Annotated in this window: 22 protein-coding genes; 10 read left to right on the forward strand and 12 right to left on the reverse strand. The window is 68.6% G+C overall.

Features of this window, described 5'->3' with window-relative positions:
• The coding region (locus tag QRT08_RS09320) for a hypothetical protein (RefSeq protein WP_286045674.1) at positions 1–681 on the forward strand (681 nt) is incomplete at its 5' end.
• A 109-nt stretch (positions 682–790) separates the two neighbouring features.
• On the opposite strand, the gene QRT08_RS09325 is transcribed toward QRT08_RS09320, so the two are convergent.
• Genes QRT08_RS09325 through QRT08_RS09340 form a run of 4 tightly spaced genes read right to left on the reverse strand, consistent with a single transcriptional unit; the run spans position 791 to position 4,523 of the window.
• Entirely contained in the window at positions 791–925 is a 135-nt protein-coding gene (locus QRT08_RS09325) for a transporter (RefSeq protein WP_286045675.1), read from the reverse strand.
• Positions 926–983: 58 nt separating this feature from the next.
• Positions 984–2,375: an ethanolamine ammonia-lyase reactivating factor EutA gene (locus QRT08_RS09330; protein WP_286045676.1), complete on the reverse strand. Its 1,392-nt coding sequence runs from the start codon at positions 2,373–2,375 to the stop codon at positions 984–986.
• A 31-nt stretch (positions 2,376–2,406) separates the two neighbouring features.
• Positions 2,407–3,171, reverse strand: coding sequence for an ethanolamine ammonia-lyase subunit EutC (gene eutC, locus QRT08_RS09335; RefSeq protein WP_286045677.1), 765 nt, complete (start codon positions 3,169–3,171; stop codon positions 2,407–2,409).
• A gap of 2 nt (positions 3,172–3,173) precedes the next feature.
• Positions 3,174–4,523 (reverse strand): ethanolamine ammonia-lyase subunit EutB, encoded by a 1,350-nt coding sequence (locus QRT08_RS09340; protein WP_286045678.1) that lies wholly within the window; start codon positions 4,521–4,523, stop codon positions 3,174–3,176.
• 244 nt (positions 4,524–4,767) lie between these two features.
• Here QRT08_RS09340 and QRT08_RS09345 point away from each other — a divergent pair, with 244 nt between their 5' ends.
• Genes QRT08_RS09345 through QRT08_RS09355 form a run of 3 tightly spaced genes read left to right on the forward strand, consistent with a single transcriptional unit; the run spans position 4,768 to position 7,790 of the window.
• The gene (locus QRT08_RS09345) at positions 4,768–5,784 is read left to right on the forward strand and encodes a tripartite tricarboxylate transporter substrate binding protein (RefSeq protein WP_286045679.1); all 1,017 of its coding nucleotides are present in this window, start codon (positions 4,768–4,770) and stop codon (positions 5,782–5,784) included.
• Positions 5,785–5,824: 40 nt separating this feature from the next.
• Positions 5,825–6,316 (forward strand): tripartite tricarboxylate transporter TctB family protein, encoded by a 492-nt coding sequence (locus QRT08_RS09350; RefSeq protein ID WP_286045680.1) that lies wholly within the window; start codon positions 5,825–5,827, stop codon positions 6,314–6,316.
• 1 nt (position 6,317) lies between these two features.
• The gene (locus QRT08_RS09355) at positions 6,318–7,790 is read left to right on the forward strand and encodes a tripartite tricarboxylate transporter permease (protein WP_286045681.1); all 1,473 of its coding nucleotides are present in this window, start codon (positions 6,318–6,320) and stop codon (positions 7,788–7,790) included.
• Positions 7,791–7,802: 12 nt separating this feature from the next.
• On the opposite strand, the gene QRT08_RS09360 is transcribed toward QRT08_RS09355, so the two are convergent.
• A complete protein-coding gene (locus QRT08_RS09360) occupies positions 7,803–8,354 on the reverse strand; it encodes a metal-dependent hydrolase (protein ID WP_286045682.1) in 552 nt (183 codons plus the stop codon).
• Positions 8,355–8,531: 177 nt separating this feature from the next.
• Here QRT08_RS09360 and QRT08_RS09365 point away from each other — a divergent pair, with 177 nt between their 5' ends.
• Positions 8,532–8,930 carry a hypothetical protein gene (locus tag QRT08_RS09365; RefSeq protein ID WP_286045683.1) on the forward strand — a complete coding sequence of 133 codons (399 nt, stop codon included), beginning with the start codon at positions 8,532–8,534 and terminating at the stop codon, positions 8,928–8,930.
• 6 nt (positions 8,931–8,936) lie between these two features.
• Here QRT08_RS09365 and glmS read toward each other — a convergent pair whose 3' ends face one another.
• Both glmS and QRT08_RS09375 read right to left on the reverse strand, forming a co-directional pair.
• The gene (gene glmS / locus QRT08_RS09370) at positions 8,937–10,739 is read right to left on the reverse strand and encodes a glutamine--fructose-6-phosphate transaminase (isomerizing) (protein ID WP_286045684.1); all 1,803 of its coding nucleotides are present in this window, start codon (positions 10,737–10,739) and stop codon (positions 8,937–8,939) included.
• A gap of 3 nt (positions 10,740–10,742) precedes the next feature.
• Positions 10,743–11,921, reverse strand: a complete 1,179-nt coding sequence (locus QRT08_RS09375; RefSeq protein WP_286045685.1) for a sugar phosphate nucleotidyltransferase — start codon at positions 11,919–11,921, stop codon at positions 10,743–10,745.
• Between the two features lie 212 nt (positions 11,922–12,133).
• Between QRT08_RS09375 and msrB the strand changes: the two genes are divergently transcribed.
• Positions 12,134–12,529: a peptide-methionine (R)-S-oxide reductase MsrB gene (gene msrB / locus QRT08_RS09380; protein ID WP_286045686.1), complete on the forward strand. Its 396-nt coding sequence runs from the start codon at positions 12,134–12,136 to the stop codon at positions 12,527–12,529.
• On the opposite strand, the gene QRT08_RS09385 is transcribed toward msrB, so the two are convergent.
• Together QRT08_RS09385 and QRT08_RS09390 are read right to left on the reverse strand one after the other, a co-directional pair.
• Positions 12,523–12,693 (reverse strand): hypothetical protein, encoded by a 171-nt coding sequence (locus QRT08_RS09385; protein WP_286045687.1) that lies wholly within the window; start codon positions 12,691–12,693, stop codon positions 12,523–12,525. The genes msrB and QRT08_RS09385 overlap by 7 nt on opposite strands.
• A gap of 31 nt (positions 12,694–12,724) precedes the next feature.
• Positions 12,725–12,919 carry a hypothetical protein gene (locus QRT08_RS09390; RefSeq protein WP_286045688.1) on the reverse strand — a complete coding sequence of 65 codons (195 nt, stop codon included), beginning with the start codon at positions 12,917–12,919 and terminating at the stop codon, positions 12,725–12,727.
• A 102-nt stretch (positions 12,920–13,021) separates the two neighbouring features.
• Here QRT08_RS09390 and QRT08_RS09395 point away from each other — a divergent pair, with 102 nt between their 5' ends.
• Both QRT08_RS09395 and QRT08_RS09400 read left to right on the forward strand, forming a co-directional pair.
• Positions 13,022–13,261, forward strand: a complete 240-nt coding sequence (locus QRT08_RS09395; protein WP_286045689.1) for a DUF7996 family protein — start codon at positions 13,022–13,024, stop codon at positions 13,259–13,261.
• A gap of 22 nt (positions 13,262–13,283) precedes the next feature.
• Complete coding sequence (locus QRT08_RS09400; protein ID WP_286045690.1) at positions 13,284–13,541, forward strand: DUF8006 family protein; 258 nt, start codon at positions 13,284–13,286, stop codon at positions 13,539–13,541.
• Between the two features lie 32 nt (positions 13,542–13,573).
• Here QRT08_RS09400 and ahbB read toward each other — a convergent pair whose 3' ends face one another.
• Positions 13,574–14,614 carry a siroheme decarboxylase subunit beta gene (ahbB, locus tag QRT08_RS09405; protein ID WP_286045691.1) on the reverse strand — a complete coding sequence of 347 codons (1,041 nt, stop codon included), beginning with the start codon at positions 14,612–14,614 and terminating at the stop codon, positions 13,574–13,576.
• A gap of 89 nt (positions 14,615–14,703) precedes the next feature.
• Between ahbB and QRT08_RS09410 the strand changes: the two genes are divergently transcribed.
• Entirely contained in the window at positions 14,704–15,807 is a 1,104-nt protein-coding gene (locus QRT08_RS09410) for an anthranilate phosphoribosyltransferase (protein WP_286045692.1), read from the forward strand.
• Positions 15,808–15,825: 18 nt separating this feature from the next.
• Here the strand turns inward: QRT08_RS09410 and QRT08_RS09415 are convergent, their stop codons facing one another.
• Positions 15,826–16,350 (reverse strand): carboxypeptidase-like regulatory domain-containing protein, encoded by a 525-nt coding sequence (locus QRT08_RS09415; RefSeq protein ID WP_286045693.1) that lies wholly within the window; start codon positions 16,348–16,350, stop codon positions 15,826–15,828.
• A 225-nt stretch (positions 16,351–16,575) separates the two neighbouring features.
• On the opposite strand from QRT08_RS09415, the gene QRT08_RS09420 reads away from it, so the two are divergent.
• The gene (locus QRT08_RS09420; protein ID WP_286045694.1) at positions 16,576–17,640 is read left to right on the forward strand and encodes a glutamate-cysteine ligase family protein; all 1,065 of its coding nucleotides are present in this window, start codon (positions 16,576–16,578) and stop codon (positions 17,638–17,640) included.
• Here QRT08_RS09420 and QRT08_RS09425 read toward each other — a convergent pair.
• Positions 17,637–18,605 (reverse strand): succinylglutamate desuccinylase/aspartoacylase family protein, encoded by a 969-nt coding sequence (locus tag QRT08_RS09425; RefSeq protein ID WP_286045695.1) that lies wholly within the window; start codon positions 18,603–18,605, stop codon positions 17,637–17,639. The two genes, QRT08_RS09420 and QRT08_RS09425, sit on opposite strands and share 4 nt — an antisense overlap.
• Positions 18,606–18,652 lie beyond the last annotated feature (47 nt).

Genomic DNA, 18,652 nt, shown 5'->3' on the forward strand with positions numbered 1-18,652 from the left:
GGCGACGACACCGGTGGACGGGTCTTCGAACTCCAGGCCGGCGACAGCCTCTACGCGGGCGACATCACCGTCGACGGCAAACACGACACCCCAAGCAAGGGCCCGGTGCTCGCCGGTCTCGGATCCAGCGGCGGCGAGGGTCTCGTCGAGGACGTCGACCTCTCCGATGGCGGCGAGGAAGTCTCGGGTGGACGCGGCGGGACGGGCCTGCTCGTGAGCAACTACCACGAGGGCGAGCTCACCCTGCGGAACATCGAGGTCGGGCCGTTCCCCGACAACGGCATCTACTGCTCGAACTCGGAGGGGACCGTCCACGTCGAGGGCGGCCGGTTCGAGAACACGAACGTCGCTGGCGTCAGACTGTGCGGCGACGGGAGTTCGATCGAGGGGTCGACGTTCGTCTACGACGAGGACATCGACGGCTTCGGCGGGCAGCGCCCGATTCGGCTGGACGGCGGCTCCGGCCTTGAGGTCAGCGACGTGACCATCGAGATGAGCATCGACCAGACCGAGGCGATCCGCGTGATGAGCGGCGTCGACTCGGCGAGTATCCACGACGTGGAGATGGACCTCTCGAGTGCGGTGCGCGACGGGGTGTCGATCACGGGCGGGGCGGGCTCGGTCGAGACCGACGATCTGAGCGTCAGCGGGAACAGTCGCTACACCGTCTTCGAGTACTGAGCCGCTCGGCGGTTTCGAGAGCGGGTTCGATCTCTCGTCCCGGGTCGGACGCTGTCCCTCCGTTACTGCGCCGAGACGGATCGCTCGGGGGCGCTGCGCTTCGACGCGGCTACTTGTCGGTCAACAGCCGCAACAGCGCCCCCGCGAGGATCACGAGTACCCCGGCGACCGTCGCGATTGGCGGGATCGGGACGAACAGGAGGACGACGCCAGCGAGCATCACCAGTGACGAAACACGAACCATGTCTCCGTATCTCTCGTGACAGCAGTAATAACTACTCCCTGCGATGCGATACGGCGTTTCAGAACGCCAGCGTCTTCACCACGACGGGAACCGTTTCGCCGCCGCCGAGGGGGCGCCCGACGTCGAGGTACTCGCCGTCGGCGACGCCGACCTCGTCGATGACGGCGAGCGGCCGGCCGTCGGATCGCCGCCGGAGCGCCTGCCCGAGCGCCTTCGCGCAGTTCTGCCGGGTGAGAACCAGATGCGGCCGATCGCCGCCGGCCGTGGCCCACGCCGTCACGACCGCCGCCGCGACCCGCGTGAGCCGGTCGTAGGTCAGCGGGCCGACGTCGTCGATCGCGATCACGACGGGTTCGTCCGGTCTGTACCGGTCGGCCGCCTCCCGGAGCACCCCCTCGAAGCGCGTTCCGAGGCCCTCCTCGGGGAGGTCGCCGACGCCCGTCACCGGGAGATTCCGAAGCGGGAGCAGCGACTCGTCGACCTCGACCGTCCGGCCGCTGAGTTCCGTCGTCCGCGTTCCCGCCCCGACGACGGTGGCCCGGATCGTCTCGTCGAGGTCGAGAAGCGGGAGTTCGGCCGCCCGTTCGCGGATCGCCGCCGCGAGCGTCGGCCCGAGATCGTCGTACGCGAAGGGATCGCTCGACCCCCCGTGGACGAGCCGACCGACCCCGCCGGTGAACCCGACCCCGTCGACCTCGATCGGCTCCGTCGGGAGCGATCCGATCGAGAGGCTGGCGGTGCGATCCGCGAACGGCGGGCCCGTTACCGCGTCGATCACGCAGTCGGCCATCGCGCCCGTCAGCCGGTCGAGATCCTCGCTCAAGGGCTCCGTGCCGGGTTCGAGGTCGACCCCCAGCCCGGCGACCAGTCCCCGTATCGGCTCCGAGACGCCCGTGATCGCTCCCTCCGAATCGAACCGGACGAGCCGTCCGCCGACGTCGAGACAGCGCGTGTCGCGAACGCCGTCGGCGTCGAACAGCGCGACGTTGGTCGTCCCGCCGCCCACGTCCGCGTTCGCGACGGTCCCCCCGCTCTCGACCGCCCGCGTCGCCGCCCCCGAGCCCCGCCCCGCGAGGATCGCTTCGAGCGCGGGGCCGGCCGCCGCGGCGACGAACTCGCCGCCCTCGCTCGCGATCCGGTGGACCAGCGCCTCGGCGTTGTCCTTCCGAGCGGTTTCGCCGGTGACGATCACCGCCCCCGTCTCGATCCCGCTCGACTCCACGCCGGCCGCGGCGAGTTCCTCCTCGACGATCCGGGCGACCGCGTCGATGTCGACCGTCTCCGGCCCGGAAAGCGGCGTCTCGCGGATCGCCCCCCGATATCTGATCTCGCGCGAGACGATCTCCAGTTTTCCCTCGCCGACCGGGACCCCGATCCGCAGGTCGCTCACGACGACCTGCGTCGTCGTGGTCCCGACGTCGATCCCGACGCTCGTCAGTTCCTCGCTCATCGTCCGGGGTCGCGTGTGGCTCCTCTCATGCTCACTCGGCGACGAACTCCCGGTCGTCCTCCCGGAGGTCGATCCCGCTTCGCTCGCGCTCGCACATCTCCGCGATCAGGTCGACGAGTTGGGCCCCGGCCTCGACCGGCGGCAGCCCTCCCCGATGGATGTTCGAGATCACGGACTTCTTCGCGGTCGGCCCGCCACGTTCGGGCCCGTAGACCAGGTACGCGCTCAGGCTCTCGGCGCTCGCGAGGCCGGGACGCTCGCCGATGAGGATCACGCAGCACTCTGCCTCTAGCTCCTCGCCGATCGCGTCCATCACGTCGACGCGGCCGTACTCGACGAACACGGGGGTCCCGACCCGCAGGTCGCGGTCCACGAGGCCGTCGAGCAGGATCGGCAACAGTTCGGGAACGTTCGCCTCGACGGCGCTCGAACTCAGTCCGTCGGCGACGATCACCTGAACCTCGGGGCCTTCCTCGCAGTGCTCGCGGAGGTATTCCGCGGTTTCCGCGGAGATCTCCCGGCCCCGATCCGGTCGCGCGAGGTACTCCTCGGTGTCCTCGACCAACGTGCCGATCTTCACCAGCCCCATCTCCTCGATGAACCCCTCGTCGACGCTCGTGAGTACCGCATCGCGGGCGATTCCGTGGTCGGCCCGAAAGTCGAGCAGCGTGTCGGTCCGCGGGCGCGATCCGGCCCGCCCGACCCCCAGCCGCGAGGGGTTTCGCTCCCTGATCCGGTCGAGCAACTCGGCATCCCGCGGTCCGTCGATCCCCCCTTCCTTCGTTTCTCTACTCATGGTCACGCGAACACCGTCGGGTCGCCGGCCCGCTCGGTCAGCCGTCCGTTCTCGGTGATGCCCATCTCGCGGAGCCACTCCCCGAAGGGTTCGATCGGGTCGAGGCCGAACAGCTCCCGGAGCGCCGCCGCGTCGTGGTAGCTGTTCGATTGGTAGTTGAGCATGACGTCGTCGCCCATCGGCACGGTGATGAAGTAGTTCGAGCCGGCCGCGGCGAGCAGGATCGAGAGGGTCTCGACGTCGTTCTGGTCGGCCTCCATGTGGTTGGTGTAGCAGGCGTCGATCCCCATCGGGATCCCGTGTAGCTTGCCCATGAACACGTCCTCCAGGCCCGCGCGGATCACCTGCCGGCCGTCGTAGAGGTACTCGGGGCCGATGAAGCCCACCACGGTGTTGAGGAGGAACGGGTCGTAGCGCTTCGCGAGCCCGTAACACCGCGATTCCAGCGTGAGCTGATCGACCCCCTCGTGGGCGTCGCCCGAGAGCTCCGCGCCCTGGCCGGTCTCGAAGTACCAGACGTTCGGTCCCGAGGAGCGACAGCGCCGCCGGGCGAGGTCGTCGGCCTCGCCGAGCAGCGACACGTCGATCCCGAACTCCTCGTTTCCGGACTCGGTGCCCGCGAGGCTCTGGAACAGCATGTCGGCGGGCGCCCCTTTCCGAACGGCCTCCATCTGCGTGGTGACGTGCGAGAGACAGCAGTTCTGCGTCGGGACCTCCCACTCCTCGATGAACTCGTGGGTCGCTTCGAGGATCGCCGCCGTGTTCTCGGCGCTGTCGACGACGGGGTTGACGCCGATCACCGCGTCGCCCGCGCCGTACGAGAGCCCCTCGCGGGTCGAATCGAGGACATTCTCGACGTCGTCGGCGGGGTCGTTGGGCTGCAATCGAAAGGAGAGGGTGCCGGGCTCGCCGATGGTCGTGTTACAGTGCGCGGTGATCGTCATGCGCGAGGAGACGAGCGCCAGGTCCATGTTCGACATGAGCTTCGTCACCGCGGCGATCATCTCGCTGGTCAGTCCCTCCCGTATCGCCCGGATCTCGCGGTCGGTGGTGGATGAATCGACGAGGAACTCCCGGAGCTCCCCGACGGACCACTCGGCGATTCGCTCGTAGATCGGCTCGCGGACGGCGTCCTGAATGACCCGCGTCACCTCGTCGTCCTCGTACGGGACGACCGGGTTCTCCCGCAGTTCGCGGAGCGTCACCCGGCTCAACGCCCGCTTCGCGGCGACCCGCTCGGCGTCGGAGTCGGCGGCGATCCCGGCGAGTTCGTCGCCGGTCTTTCGCTCGTTGGCCTTCGCCAACAGGCTTCGAAGGGAGTCGAACTCCCGCTCGGGCGGTGTCGTGGCCATGGGTTCTCGAACGCCCTACGCCCACCGAGTAGTTCAATCTTGTCAACTGGTAACAAACCACGATTTACGTTCCGCAACCGGAGTTGTTCTCGGGGCGTGAGCGGATCGCGTCCCGGCCTTCCGTCTCTCGACGGGCGCGACCCTCCCGCCGGTCGCTGGTCGCCGGTCGGCCGGCTATCGTTCAGCGATCGTCGACCTTACCGTAAGGTATATCGTCATCGTTCGGGGAGGTTACTGGGAGAGGATGACACACGACACCGACACCGGCAGGCGTTCGTTTCTGAAGGTAGCGGGGGCGGGGGCGGCGATCGGGCTCGCGGGGTGTTCGTCGCTCACGCCCGACGAGGGGACGGGCGGCGACTCGAACGGATCGACGGAGTTCCCGACGCAGGACGTCGAGATGATCTGTCCGTGGGCCGAGGGCGGCGGGACCGACCGGACCGCGCGGATGCTAGCGGATCTGGTCCAGGACGAACTCGACGCGTCGGCGTACGTCACCAACCAGACGGGCGGATCGGGCAGCGTCGGCTTCAACGCGATCGCCACCGCCGACGCGGACGGCCACACGGTCGGCGTCCTCACCGTCGAGATCGCGACGATCGAGCACCTGGGGGTCGCGGACGTCAGCCACGAGGACGTCGGATCGGTGATGCAGTACAACTTCGACCCGGCGGCGCTGACGGTCCACCAGGACGCGCCCTACGGGACCCTGGAGGAGTTCGTCGACTACGCCCGGGACAACCCCGGCGAGATCGCCGTCTCGAACTCGGGAACGGGCGCGATCTGGCACCTCTCGGCCGCCGGGTTCGCGCGCGAGGCGGGGATCGAACTCGACCACGTCGGCTACGACGGCGCGGCCCCGGCGACCGAGGCGGTGCTCGGCGGCGAGGCCGCCGCGACGACCTCGAGCGCGGCGGAGGTCGCCCCGCAGGTCCAGGACGGCCCCCTCGAGATGCTCGCCTTCTTCGGCGAGGAGCGCCACCCGCTGTTCGAGGACGTGCCGACGCTGGTGGAGTCGGGCTACGACTTCACGATGGGCGCGTGGCGCGGCCTCGGCGTCCCGACCGGCGTCGACGACGCGGTCGTCCAGCAGATCCACGACGCCTACCGCGCGGTCTACGAGTCCGAGGAGTTCTCGCAGTTCATGGACGACAACGGGTTCGGCATGGTGTACCGCGACACCGAGGAGTTCGAGGCGTTCATGCGCGAGGAGTACGACCGCTTCGGCGCCCTCATCGACGACCTCGGGCTGAGCGGGTAACCCATGGACGACATCTCGACCGGCCGACGCGGGGCGTGAGATGGGCGTCGAGCTACGCCACACCGACGCGCTCGGAGCCGGCCTGTGGTTGCTGCTCGCGGGGGCCGTCTTCGCCCTGTCGGCGGGGTTCCCCGCCGGGCCCGGCGAGACGGGCCCCGCGTTCTACCCCCGCGTGATCGCGGGCCTGATCGCGCTGTTCGCCGTCGTCCAACTGGTTCGGAGCCTCGCCGGCGACCCGCGGGCGCACGAGATCACGCTCGGGTCGACGAGACGCGTGGTGGGCGTGGCGGTGGGGGTGCTCGCGTACGTCCTCCTGCTGCCGTGGCTGGGGTTCGTCGTCGCGACGGCCCTGTTTCTCGTCGTCGGTATGCGCTACTCGGGGGTCGACTCGCCGCTCCGGATCGGCGTCGTCGCCGTCGGCCTGACGCTGGGGCTCCACTACGTCTTCGGCGTCTTCCTGCGGATCCCGCTGCCCGAGAGCCCGTTCTACTCGGTGGCGCGGCTGTTGCCCGCGCTCGTGGGGGCGTTCTGAGATGCTCGACGGACTGATCGAGGGGGCGTCGCTCGTCTTCCAGCCGCTGGCGTTCGCGCTGATCCTGCTCGGCGTGTTCGTCGGCATCGTGATGGGGTCGATCCCGGGGATGACCGCCACGATGACCGTCGCGGTGCTCGTCTCCTTTACCTTCGGCATGAGCCCGACCGAGGGGATGATGCTCCTGCTCGGGATCTACGGCGGGGCGCTGTATGCGGGGTCGATCCCGGCGATCCTGATCCGCACGCCCGGAACGCCGAGCGCCGCGGCGACGATCTTCGACGGCTTCCCCCTCGCCGAGCGGGGGAAGGCGGGCAACGCCATCGGGATCGCGACGGTCGCCTCGTTCGTCGGCGGGGCGGTCAGCGTGCTCCTCATCACGTTCCTCTCGCCCCAGATCGCAGACGTCGCGCTGGCCTTTGGCTCGCCGGAGTACTTCGCGCTGGCGTTCTTCGGGCTGACGATCATCGCCAGCGTCAGCGACGGCTCGATCGTCAAGGGGATGCTCTCGGGGCTGTTGGGGATGCTGATCGCGACCGTCGGGCTCGACCCCAACATGGGCTATCCCCGCTTCACCTTCGAGGTCACGGCGCTGACCGCGGGCATCGAGTTCATCGCCGTGATGATCGGCCTGTTCGGCCTCGCCGAGGGGTTCGACCGGTATCGCGAGGGAATCGACACCGTCTCGGTCACCCAGACGGTCAGGGGCATCACCCCGAGCCTCGAGGACCTCCGGGCGATCAGGAACGTCACCCTCGGGTCGAGCCTCGCGGGCGCGTTCATCGGCGCGATCCCCGGCGCGGGCGGCGACATCGCGGCGTTCGTCACCTACAACGAGGCCAAACGCTGGGTGACCGACGCCGTCCCGGCGTTCGGCGAGGGCAACGTCAGGGGCGTCGCCGCCGCGGAGGCGGGCAACAACGCCAGCACCGCCGGCGCGCTCGTCCCGACGCTCACGCTGGGGATCCCCGGCGACTCGGTGACCGCGATCCTGATCGGGGCGTTGCTCGTCCACGGCATCCGGCCCGGCCCCGGCCTCTTCGAGAACGAACCGGGGCTCGTGTTCTCGATCTTCGTCGGCTTCTTCGTCGTCTACGTGGTGATCCTCCTCGCGGGCCTGCTCGGCGCGCACCTCTGGGTCCGCCTGATCAACGTCCCCGCGAAGTACCTCTGGCCGTCGATCTTCGTCCTCTGTGTCGTCGGGGCCTTTGCCGTCCGGGGCGGGATCTTCGACGTCTGGGCGATGGTCGCCGCGGGCGTGCTCGGGTACGTATTGCGACTCGACGGCTACCCGCTCGCCCCGATGGTGCTCGGGCTGATCCTCGGGCCGATCGCCGAGGCCAACCTCCGGCGCTCGCTCGAGATCTCCAACGGCTCGCTCGATATCATCTACACCAGTCCGATCGCCGTGGCGATCCTGCTGCTGTCGGTCGTCTCGCTGTTCTCGCCGGTCGTCGCGGACCGATGGGCGTAGTTCGCCGGTTCTTCACCCGTCCCGTCGCCACGAACCCGACCGTTCCCGCCGAAAGGTGCCGAGGCCGGGTTTGCCGTCCGCGATCCACAGGCCGACGACCGCCACCCCGACGAGCCCTGAGACCAGCAGCCACGGCGACGGCGAGAGGCCGTCGACCACCTCGCCGAGGACGCTCTCCTGGTCGTCGACGGGAACCGACACCAGCGGCCAGAGCAGGAATCGCGCGTAGGCGTACTCGCCGACCAGCGCCGATCCGACGGCGTCGCCCGCGACGTGCGAGAGGTAGCCCACGCCGAAAGCGACGCCGTACTCCGGCGTCGAGCGCCGCGAGAAGTACCAGTAGACGAGTACACAGAGCGGCACCGCGACGACCGGCGCGTGGGCGAGCATCCGCCCCGAGTGGACGACCCCGAAGGTCCACGCCAGCGGCTTGTCGATCAGGTCCGGCAACTGACTCGCCACCAGCACCCAGAGCGTCGCGACGTCGCCCGGCGACCGGCCCCGACGCCGCGTCAGCGCCGAGTACAGGACGTACGCGAGCGCCGCGTGTTCCCACGGCCACATCACCTCCGCCTACCCGCCCCGCGCGCTTAGTGTTGCTGGTGTGATAATTACCGCGGCCGGAACGAAAATTCCGGGGAGTCTGTATGCCGTGGAAACACGCGGCGCGGTTTCTATGGGTGCTTCCAGGTGGTGAGAAACGGCCGTAGTTTCTTGTCGTCCTACGTGGTAGTAACTCACATGATAAGACGACTGCTCGTCGTCCTCGGCCTCGTCGAACTGCTCGTTCCCCGTCGATTCATCGAGTTCTGGGAGGGGTACGCCCTCGAGAATCCCGAGGACTGTTCGCTCAAACCGTGGGTGATTCCCGTCGCCCGCCTCGAAGGACTGCTCTTTCTCGCGGTGCTCGCCAAACCGCGGGCGTTCTCGAGGCCGATCCGGGCGGTGCTGGGCTGTTACGGATTGATGGCCGCGCTCTCGCCTGATGGGTATCTGGAGTACTGGACGCCGCTGATCTACGAGGACGGGCGCCCCGAGTGGAAGCCGTGGGTCGTCCCGGCGACGCGCGTGATCGGCGCGTGCTACGTGCTGCTCGCGCTGTTCGGGTGGCGCTCGAAGAACGAAACACGAAACGACTGAACCGGGCTACTCGACGGTGACGCTCTTGGCGAGGTTGCGCGGTTTGTCGATCGACCTGTCGAGGCGGTTGGCGAGCCAGTACGACACCAGTTGGAGTTGGACGTTCGCGAGGATCGGGCCGACCCGGCCGTGGGTCCGGGGGATCGAGAGGACGTGATCGGCGTAGCGCTCGACGTCGGACTGGCCGTCGGTCACGGCGATCACGGGCGCGCCGCGGGCCTCGACCTCCTTGACGTTGCCGATGGTCTTGGTCGCGCGCTCGTCGTCGCCGGTCACTACGGCGAAGATCGGCGTCTCCCCCGTCACGAGCGCGAGCGGGCCGTGTTTGAGTTCGCCCGCCGCGAACCCCTCGGCGTGTTTGTACGTGATCTCCTTCATCTTCAGCGCGCCCTCGAGCGCGACCGGGTAGTTGTACCCCCGACCGATGAAGAAGTACGCCCCGGCGTCCTCGTACTCGGCGGCGATCTTTCGGGCCCCCGAGTTGTCGAGGATGGCCTGGACGTCATCGGGCAGGTCCCGCAGCGCCCCCAGCAGGTCGCGGCGCTCGCCGTCCTCGATGACGTCGGCGAGCAGGGTCAGCGCGGTCTGCTGGCTCGCGAAGGTCTTGGTGGCGGCGACGCCGATCTCGGGGCCCGCCCGGATGTACATCGTGTAATCGCACTCGCGGGCGGCCGAGGAGCCGACGACGTTCGTCACCGCGAGGGTCGTCGCGCCCGCCCGTCCGGCCTGTCTGAGCGCTCTCAACGTATCGGCGGTCTCGCCGCTCTGGGTGACGCCGATCACCAGGGTGTCGTCGTCGATCGGTACCGACGAGCGGTCGTACTCGCTGGCCATGAACGTCTGGGCCTGGACGCCCCGTTCGCGCAGCGTGAGTTCGCCGTAGAGCGCGGCGTGATACGAGGTGCCACAGGCGACGAACTGCACCCGCTCGGGGGTCGCCAGGCCGTCGAGTTCCTCGATGGTCACGCTCCCCTCGAGTTCGTCGACCCGGCCGCGTAGACACTGGCGCAGCGAGCGGGGTTGTTCGTTGATCTCCTTGAGCATGTAGTGGTCGTAGCCGCTCTTGCCGGCGTCCTCGGCGTCCCACTCGATGGTCTCGACCGGCGGTTCCACCACCCGTCCCTCGGCGTCGGTGACGACGATGTCGTCGTCTCGGAGCGCGGCGAACTGGCCGTCCTCGAGGTAGATCACCTGATCCGTGTACTGGATGAACGCGGGGACGTCGCTCGCGAGGTAGGTCCCCTCCTCGGAGAGGCCCAACACGAGCGGGGAGTCCTGTCGGGTGGCGTAGATCGTCTCCGAGCCCTCGAAGACGGCCGCGAGCGCGTAGCTCCCCTCCAGCCGGGAGACGGCCGTTCGGAACGCCGATTCGTGGTCCAGCCCCTCGTCGAGGTAGCGTTCGATCAGGTGCGGGACGACCTCGGTGTCGGTCTCGCTGTAGAAGGTGTGGCCGTCGGCCGCCAGTTCCTCGCGCAGCGGTTCGTAGTTCTCGATGATGCCGTTGTGGACGATCGCCACCTGTGAGTCGCAGTCGGCGTGGGGGTGGGCGTTGCGATCGGAGGGCGGGCCGTGGGTGCTCCAGCGGGTGTGGCCGATCCCCACGGGGACGGTCGGGACGTCCTGACCGTCGAGGACCGCCTCGAGTTCCTCGAGTTCGCCCTCGCTCTTGTAGACCGAGATCGCCTCGTCGGCGAGCGCGATCCCCGCCGAGTCGTAGCCCCGATACTCCAGCCCCGACAGCCCCGTCAGCAGGACGTCGAGCACCTCCCTGTCGCGTCCGTTGCCGGCGTAGCCGATGATTCCACACATGGGTTATCGTACCTCCGTCTCCTCGGCGATCGGTCCGTCGACGTGCGCGCCCGTCCGCACGGTCGCGTCCGGCCCGACCATCGTCCCGGGGGCGAACGACGACGCCCCGCCGATCTCGACCCGGTCGGCGAACAGCGCGCCGAGGCGCTCGCGTTCGAACACCCGGTCGCCGACGCGGACGTCGCCCGGCCCGCCCGGCACGGTCACGCCCGCGCCGATGTGAACCCCCTGCCCGGTGACGCAGTCGACGAGCGTCGCGTTCGGCCCGACTCTGGTATCGGAATCCAGCAGCGACCCCTCGACGACCGCGCTCGACTCGACGGTGACGTTCTCGCCCAGACAGGTGTACGGCCCGAGGACGGTCCCGGCCCCGACCTCGGCGTCGGCCCCGATCACGACCGGGTCGCGGATGGTCGCCGTCTCGTGGACGATCGCGCTGTCGTCGATGCGGGCCTCGCGCGTCCCCCCGACGAGACCCGCCTCCGTCAGGTCCCGCGTGACCTCCAGCAGGTCCCACGGGTAGGTCGCATCGACCCACAGCCCGTCGGTGACCGTCCCCCTCACTTCGGCCTCGGAGTCGACCAGCCACGACAGCGCGTCGATCAGCGAGTGTTCGCCGTCGCGCGGTTCGGCGTTCCGGATCGCCTCGAAGATCCGCGGGCCGAGGCCGTAGACGCCGGCGTTGAGCCGGTACTTTCGCTCGTCGGTCGGCCGCTCGACGAGTTCGACCACCCGGTCGCCGTGCATGATCACGCCGCCGTAGTGTTCGACGCGGTTGTGATCGAGCACGCCCAGCGTGGCCGCCCCCTCCCCTGTCGTCCCGATCACGTCCTCGATGATCCCCGCGTCGAGGATCTGGTCGCCGTAGACGACGAGGAACGGCTCGTCGAACCGGTTCTCGACCGAGAGCAGCGCGTGGCCCGAGCCCAGTTGCTTCTCCTGGACGACGTAGGTCAGCGGGACGTTCCGGTAGGTCGGCCCGAAGTGGTCCTGGACGCGGCTCCGTCCGTAGCCGACGACGACCGTGATCTCGCTGACGCCGGCCTCGATCAACCCGTCGAAGACGTACGCGAGGATCGGCTTGTTCGCCGCGGGCAGCATCGGTTTGGGCCGGTGGCGCGTCAGGGGGCGCAGTCGTTTCCCCTCCCCGGCGGCGAGCACGACTGCAGGCAACGTATCCATATATCACCGAATCGACGGACTGGCACTTATGTCTTTCATCCTCCAATCCACGTTCGCTGAAATTCCGAAGGGTTTATCCAACGAAATAGGGATTTGCGACGGCGTCGGGCGGCGAGTATCCGCTTCCGGTCGTTCGCCGTGTCGCGTCCGACACCCGGCCGACGGAGCGCCGACGCCGACGGGGTTTTTCCCCTTCGGCCGCTAGTGCGGGTATGAGCGACCAGTCGATGCCCGCGAGCGACGCCGAGTGGCGCGAGCGACTGAGCGACGAGCAGTACCGCGTCCTGCGCGAGGCGGGGACCGAATGCCCCTTCTCGGGCGAGTACGTCGACCGCTTCGAGGACGGCACCTACCGGTGTGCGGGCTGTGGCAACGAGCTGTTCGACTCGGGGACGAAGTTCGAACACGGCTGTGGCTGGCCGAGCTTCTACGACGCCGATGAGGGCGCCGTCGAGTTCCGCGAGGACCACAGCCACGGGATGGAGCGGGTAGAAGTCGTCTGTGCGGAGTGTGGCGGCCATCTGGGCCACGTCTTCGAGGACGGACCCGAGCCCACGGGGGAACGCTACTGCATCAACTCCGTCGCCCTCGAGTTCGACGGTCAGTGACGCGGCGGGGTCTCGCGCTCCTCGAGGACCCACTCGAGTTCCTCGATCGCGCGCAGCACCACCGCCTCCTGTTCGTCCTCCAGCGGCGAGGAGGGCGGGTCCTGGTCGTCGTAGATCGATTCGAGTTCCGCGACGCGTTCCCGGACGGTTGCTGCCGAGCGCATGGCGGGTATTCAGCCACCGGCTACAAAACAGCTACGTCGCCGTCGGCGGATCGTACCGGCTCCACAGCCACCCCACGACGAGCGCGAGCGCGAGCACGCCCGCCAGCACGTGCCAGTAGTCCTCGTGGACGAGCGCGCTCGCGAAGTACAGCGCCATGATCCCCCCCATCAGCGTCAGCGACAGCCAGTGGGCGCGATAGAAGCCGACGACGGTGCGGACCGACATTCGCCGACGGTTCGGCCCCGAGCGGGATATACCCTGCGAGGCGCGTCGATCGGGGCGGCGTGAAAGCGAGCGATTGAGGGGGACGCGGCCCGAACCGTGGGTATGGTAGCGCTCTCGGGCAGGGCGGCGTTCGTCCTCGTGTTGGTGACGGGTATCGTCGTCCCCGGCGTGATGAACTTCGTCCTCTCGGTGGTGCTGGGCCAGCAGATGCTGGGCCGGCTCGTCTGGGCGCTCGGCTACACGCTGATGATCGCCGTGATCTGGTACGGCTGGATCCGGCCGCTCGACCTCACGGGTCCCGAACGCGACCCCGAGGAGGCGGAACGGAAGGTTAAAGACTGAATCCTACACAGTTCCGGGTAGAATGCTTGAGTTCGTCCCACTTGAGTTGCTGGACGACTTCATCCAGAGCTACAACCTCGCCCAGATGCTCGTCGTCGCGTTCGTCCTCTCGGTACTCGGATCCCTCGCCCTCTCGAAGAAGGTGATGTCGCTGAACATCATCCTCTTCGGGCTGTTGTTCCTGCTCGTTCCCGACACCGTCTCGTCGATCGAGTACAAGCTACTGGGCGTGGCGCTCGTCGCCATCGGCCCGGTCCTCTATACGACCGCGCGCGACTAACTGACCTCTCCTCCGAAAAAACCGCACGCGACTCACCCGGAGAGGAGTTCGTCGTAGCGCGCGCCCGTCTGTTTCAACGTCTCCGTCGAGTAGAGCCGTTCGTGCTCGTAGGGGAGGTGCTCCCCGTAGAGTTCGTCGATCCGGGCGTCGACCGCCTCGGGGTCCCGGCCGTGGATCATCGTAAAGAGGTTGTACTCCCAGCCCAGCTCGCTCCGGCGGGGGCGGTGATAACAGAGGGTGACGGCGGGCAGCGCCCCGACGGTCCGACCGCGCTCCGCCAACTCCCCGTCGGGGACGTCCCAGACCACCATGCAGTTGGCGTCGAACCCGGTGGCGACGTGGTTGATCACGCAGCCGATCCGCTTGATACAGCCGTTTTCGAGCAGCCGAGAAATCGAATCGATCACCGCGTCGGTCCCGTATCCGACCGCCCGCGCCACGTCGGCGTACGGGGTGCGAGAGAGCGGCAGCCCCTCCTGGATTTCGAGCAACACGGCGACGTCGAGCGCCGAGAGGTCGCCGGTCGCCTCCTCGCTGATCGCCGTCGCCTCGACGCGCTCGCTCTCCGAACTCGACTCGCGGGCGAAGCGATCCGCGTTCACGACGGGAAACTCCAGGTCGATGTAGAAGTCCGTCAGCATCGGGAGGCACAGTACAGAACAGCCCGTTCGCTCCTCGATCTCCGCGAGGATCCGGTCGCGGGTCTCGCGGGACCCGGCGGTGACGACGAACCAGGTGTTCCACTCGTGGTCCCGCCGGTAGTTGTGGTTGACCTGCCGGTAGGAGTTGATCACGGCGGCGACCTCCTCGAAGCGCTCCTCGGGGGCGCGCACCGCCGCGAGCGTCGAGGAGCCGATCACCGGCGGGTTGAGAACCGCGCCGAACCGCCGGACGATCCCGCGTTCCCTGAGGGCTCGAACGCGTTCGAGCGCCTCGTCCTCGCCGATGTCGAGCGCCGCGCCGACCCGCCGGAAGGGCCGGGCCTCGACGGGGAACCCGCTCTGGTAGTCGTCGATGAGGGCGACGTCGACCGCGTCGAGGTCGGCCCGCCAGTCGTCCTCCAGCGTGCTCATCGTCCGACGGAAGGGACTGCGCCGGTATAGATGCCCCGCTTTTCGGAGCGAAGGCGAGCGTTTTTGCGCCCGCCGTTCCAACCTCCGGTATGGCACAAGCGACCCGGGAGTACGGCGAGTGGCCGCTGAAACGGCTGATGAGCGAGGTCGTCGGATCGGGACACAAGTCCGCCGACGACATGGACTACGAGCAAGCGAGCGAGGCCTTCCGTCGGATCCTCGACGGCGAACCCGACCACACCACCCTCGGTGCCTTCTGGCTGGCGAACCGCTGGAAGCGAAACACCGCCGAGGAACTCGCGGCCTTCACCGACGTGATGCGCGAGTCCGTGCGGACGGCCGAACCCGACTCCGACCCAGTCGACTGCGGGGCGAACTACGACGGCAAGCACACCTCGGCGCTCTTGGGCGTCGCCGCGGGCTGTGTCGCCGCCGGCGCGGGCACGCCCGTCGTCGCCCACTCGGGCGACCGGGTCCCGACCCAGAAGGCGACCGCCTACAAACACGTCCTCGACGCGCTCGACGTCAGGACCGAGATCGACCCCGAAGAGAGCGCCGAGATGGTCGACGCGACGGGCTTCGGCTTCTACTACCAGCCCGCGTTCAACCCCCGGATCGACGGGCTGTTCGAGCGCCGTGACGCGATGGGCGTTCGCACGTTCGTCAACACGATCGAGACGCTCGCGAACCCCGCGAACGCCGACGTCCACCTCGGGAGCTTCTACCACCTACCGTTCGCGAAGCGGATCGTCGACACGTTCGGACGCAGCGAGCAGGACCTCTCGCGCGTGCTCATGTTCCAGGGGATGGAGGGCTACGACGACGTCCGACCCGGGCTGACGAAGGTCGCCGAGTGGCGCGAGGCGCCACGCGCCTCGGAACGGTCGAGCGGTAACGAACCGCGAGACGGGGAGTTCTCGGACTTCGAGATCCAAACCGGGGAGTACGGCATGGACTTCGAGGGCGAGGACCTCGAGGTGGCCGACGTCGCGGGCGACTCGGCGCGCATCACCCGCGAGGTCCTCGCGGGCGAGCGCGAGGATCGATTCGCCGACGCCGTCTCGCTCAACGCCGCGCTCCGTATCTACGCCCGCGGAGACTGCGCGTCGATCGAGGAGGGTCTCGAACTCGCTCGCGAGTCGATCGCCGACGGGAGCGCCGAGGCCGTCCTCGAGGACCTGCAGGCGTTCTGACGGGCGATCCCTCGATAATCAGTCGTCCGCGGGCAGGGTCAGCGTGACCGCCTCGTCGGCGCCGTCGATCGTCACGGTGGTTTCGGCGCTCTCGAAGCCCTCGGCCTCCGCCTCGACGAGGTACTCGCCGTTCCGGAGTTCGAACACGATCCGACCGTCCGAGTCGGCCGTCTCGTCGGGTTCGTCGAACGGGTCGACCTCGACCCTCGCGCCGGGGATCGGCTCGCCCGCCTCGTCCTCGACGGTCACGGTCAGCGTGTAGGGTCCCGACCCGGTGCCGCCGGTCTCCATTTCGTCGCTCCGGTTCGATCCGCCGCTTTCCCCGTCGCCCCCGCTTTCGTTTCCGCCGCTGGACTGTCCGCCCTCGCTCCCGTCGGATTCTCCGCCGGAATCGGCCGACTCGTCGTCCGGCCTGTCTCCCATACAGCCTGCGAGGCCGACCAGACAGACCATCCCGGCCGTGCCGACGAACCGTCGTCGATAGAGCGACGGTCCAGGTGCCGACGTGCGACTCCTCTCACTCCCGACGGATCGCTTCTGCATGGGGTTCGTACCACCCGACGTGATATCGGTATGAACACCATACCGTGTGTTTTTCGCCGTCACCCGGCGGGTACGCCACGAAGACCCGAGACGGTGTCGGGCGTCGATTCCGGACGAGTCGTTCGCCGTTCTCGGCGGCTCGTGGATCGGTGAACGCGACACCGCACTCGGGCGTTTCGACGGACCGACGGAACCTTCTTGCTCGTCTCCGGCCTCTACCGACGGATGGGGGGAATGGATCTGGGGCTCGAAGTGGAGTACTGGGTGATCGACGGGGAAGGACGACTGTGCGCCGGCGAGGAGGTCGTCGCCGCCCACGACCGGATCGACCACGAGTTCGTCGCGCCGATGATCGAGTTCGAGACGCCCCCCAGAGAGGACCTCGACCGGGTGCGAGAGGACCTGCGCGAGGTCCTCGAAGCGGGGCTTTCGGCCGCCGAGGACGCGGGCAAGGGACTCGTCCCCCTCGGGACGCCGCTGGTCGCCGAGACGATGCCCGCGATCAGCGAGCGCGGCCGGCTGCTCGAACGCCTCTACGGCGAGGGGATCGAGCACGCGAAACACTGTGCGGGCACGCACGTCCACTTCGACAAGCGGGCGGTGCCCGACCAGCTCAACCTGCTGACGGCGCTCGACCCGACGCTCGCGCTGGTGGCCTCCTCGCCGTACTACGACGGGCGTCGCCTCGCCCACTCCTCGCGGGCGTACGTCTATCGCTACGAGACGGGAAGAGCGTTCTCGCGGTATCGCGACCTCTGGGAGTACACCGACTCGATGAACGAGTGGAACGCCCGCCTCGACGCGGCCTACGAGGAGTTGCGCGCGCTCGCGGCCGACCGCGGGATCGACGACGCCACGTTCGAGAGGCACATCGAACCCGAGAACAGCGTCCTCACGCCCGTCCGCCTCCGACTCGGCTCGCCGACCGTCGAGTGGCGCGCGCCCGATGCCGCCCTCCCGAGCCAACTGCTCGCGCTCCTCGAGGACGTGACGACGGCGGTGTCCGCCCTCGAGAGGCGATCCCTCGAGATCGGTGGGGATCCCGGAATCGACGGGCGGGCGGTGACGATCCCCGCCTTCGACGACCTGCGTGATCTCACCCGCGAGGCGATCGTCGACGGACGGACCCCCGCCGTCGAGGCGTATCTCGACGCGATGGGGATCGATTCCGGCGGGTACTCGCCGCTCTCCGAGGAGATCACGGCGGGCGAGCGGATCGACCACGAGCGCGCCCGCGAACTTCGCCTCGAGTACGCCACACGACTGCGCGACGACGTCGCCTCCCTCTAATCCTCCTCGATCAGGAGGGCGACGTTCGCGAGTTTCTCCCCGCCGGTGACGGTCGCCTCCTTCGTCAGCGCATAGAGGATGCCGTCCCGATCCGCCTGTGCGGTCTGGAGGACCTCGTAGCTCGTCGGATCGTAGAGCGTTCCCAGCCGGGTGCCGGCCGTGACCTCCTCGCCCAGTTCGCGCTCGGGGTCGGCACGAAAGATCCCCGAGTCGGTCGCCGTCACGCGCCCGAGGTGGTTGCGTGCGAGCCGACGCCTCCCGGTGGGTTCGGGATCGCCTTCCAGGACCCCCCGATCGCGAAGGACGGTCACCATGCCGTCGACGCCGGTTTCGACCGCCTCCTCGACGATCTGCTTGTTGTGTGCGAGTTCGGGCGTGATCGTGGGGATCCCCGCCCGCGACGCCGCGACCCGGAGTTTGCCGTCGAAGCCGCGCTGGCCCCACTCCTCGTTGGCCGCCTCGCCGGCGCGTTCGGCCAGCAGCAGGTCGGTCCCGAACGCACCGGCGAGGTTCCTCGAACCGTCGTCGCCGGCCGTGAAGACGACGTGGGTCAACATCCCGGGGCTTCCGGTGTGGAGGTCGACGACGGCGTCGGCCTCCCGTACGTACTCCCAGAGGGTCGCGGCCATGCGCTCGTGGAGCGTTCCCTCGTCGTCGCCGGGCCACGCCCGGTTCATGTTCGCGTTGATGCTGTCGAGTTCCTCGGGCGTGGTATAGGAGACCCGATCGAAGGTGAGGGGATCGGCGACGGGGACGGCGATCACCTCGCCCGCGAGGTCGGCGGCGACGAGCCGGTCGTGGAGCCGTCGCAGCACCTCGGTTCCGTTCACTTCGCGGCCGTGCTGGGCGGCCTGGACGTAGAGCGTGGGGCCGTCGGAGCCCCGATAGCGGTGGACCGTCGTCTCGACGTCGATCCCGGAGGGGAGGCGGGCGAGGACGATCCGCTCTGCGGTGTGGGTCGCCATGACGGCTCTGGGAGCGGATCCCTCATCAATCCCGGGCAGGATTTTTG

It is taken from the genome of Halalkalicoccus sp. NIPERK01 (assembly GCF_030287405.1).
Taxonomy (GTDB): domain Archaea; phylum Halobacteriota; class Halobacteria; order Halobacteriales; family Halalkalicoccaceae; genus Halalkalicoccus.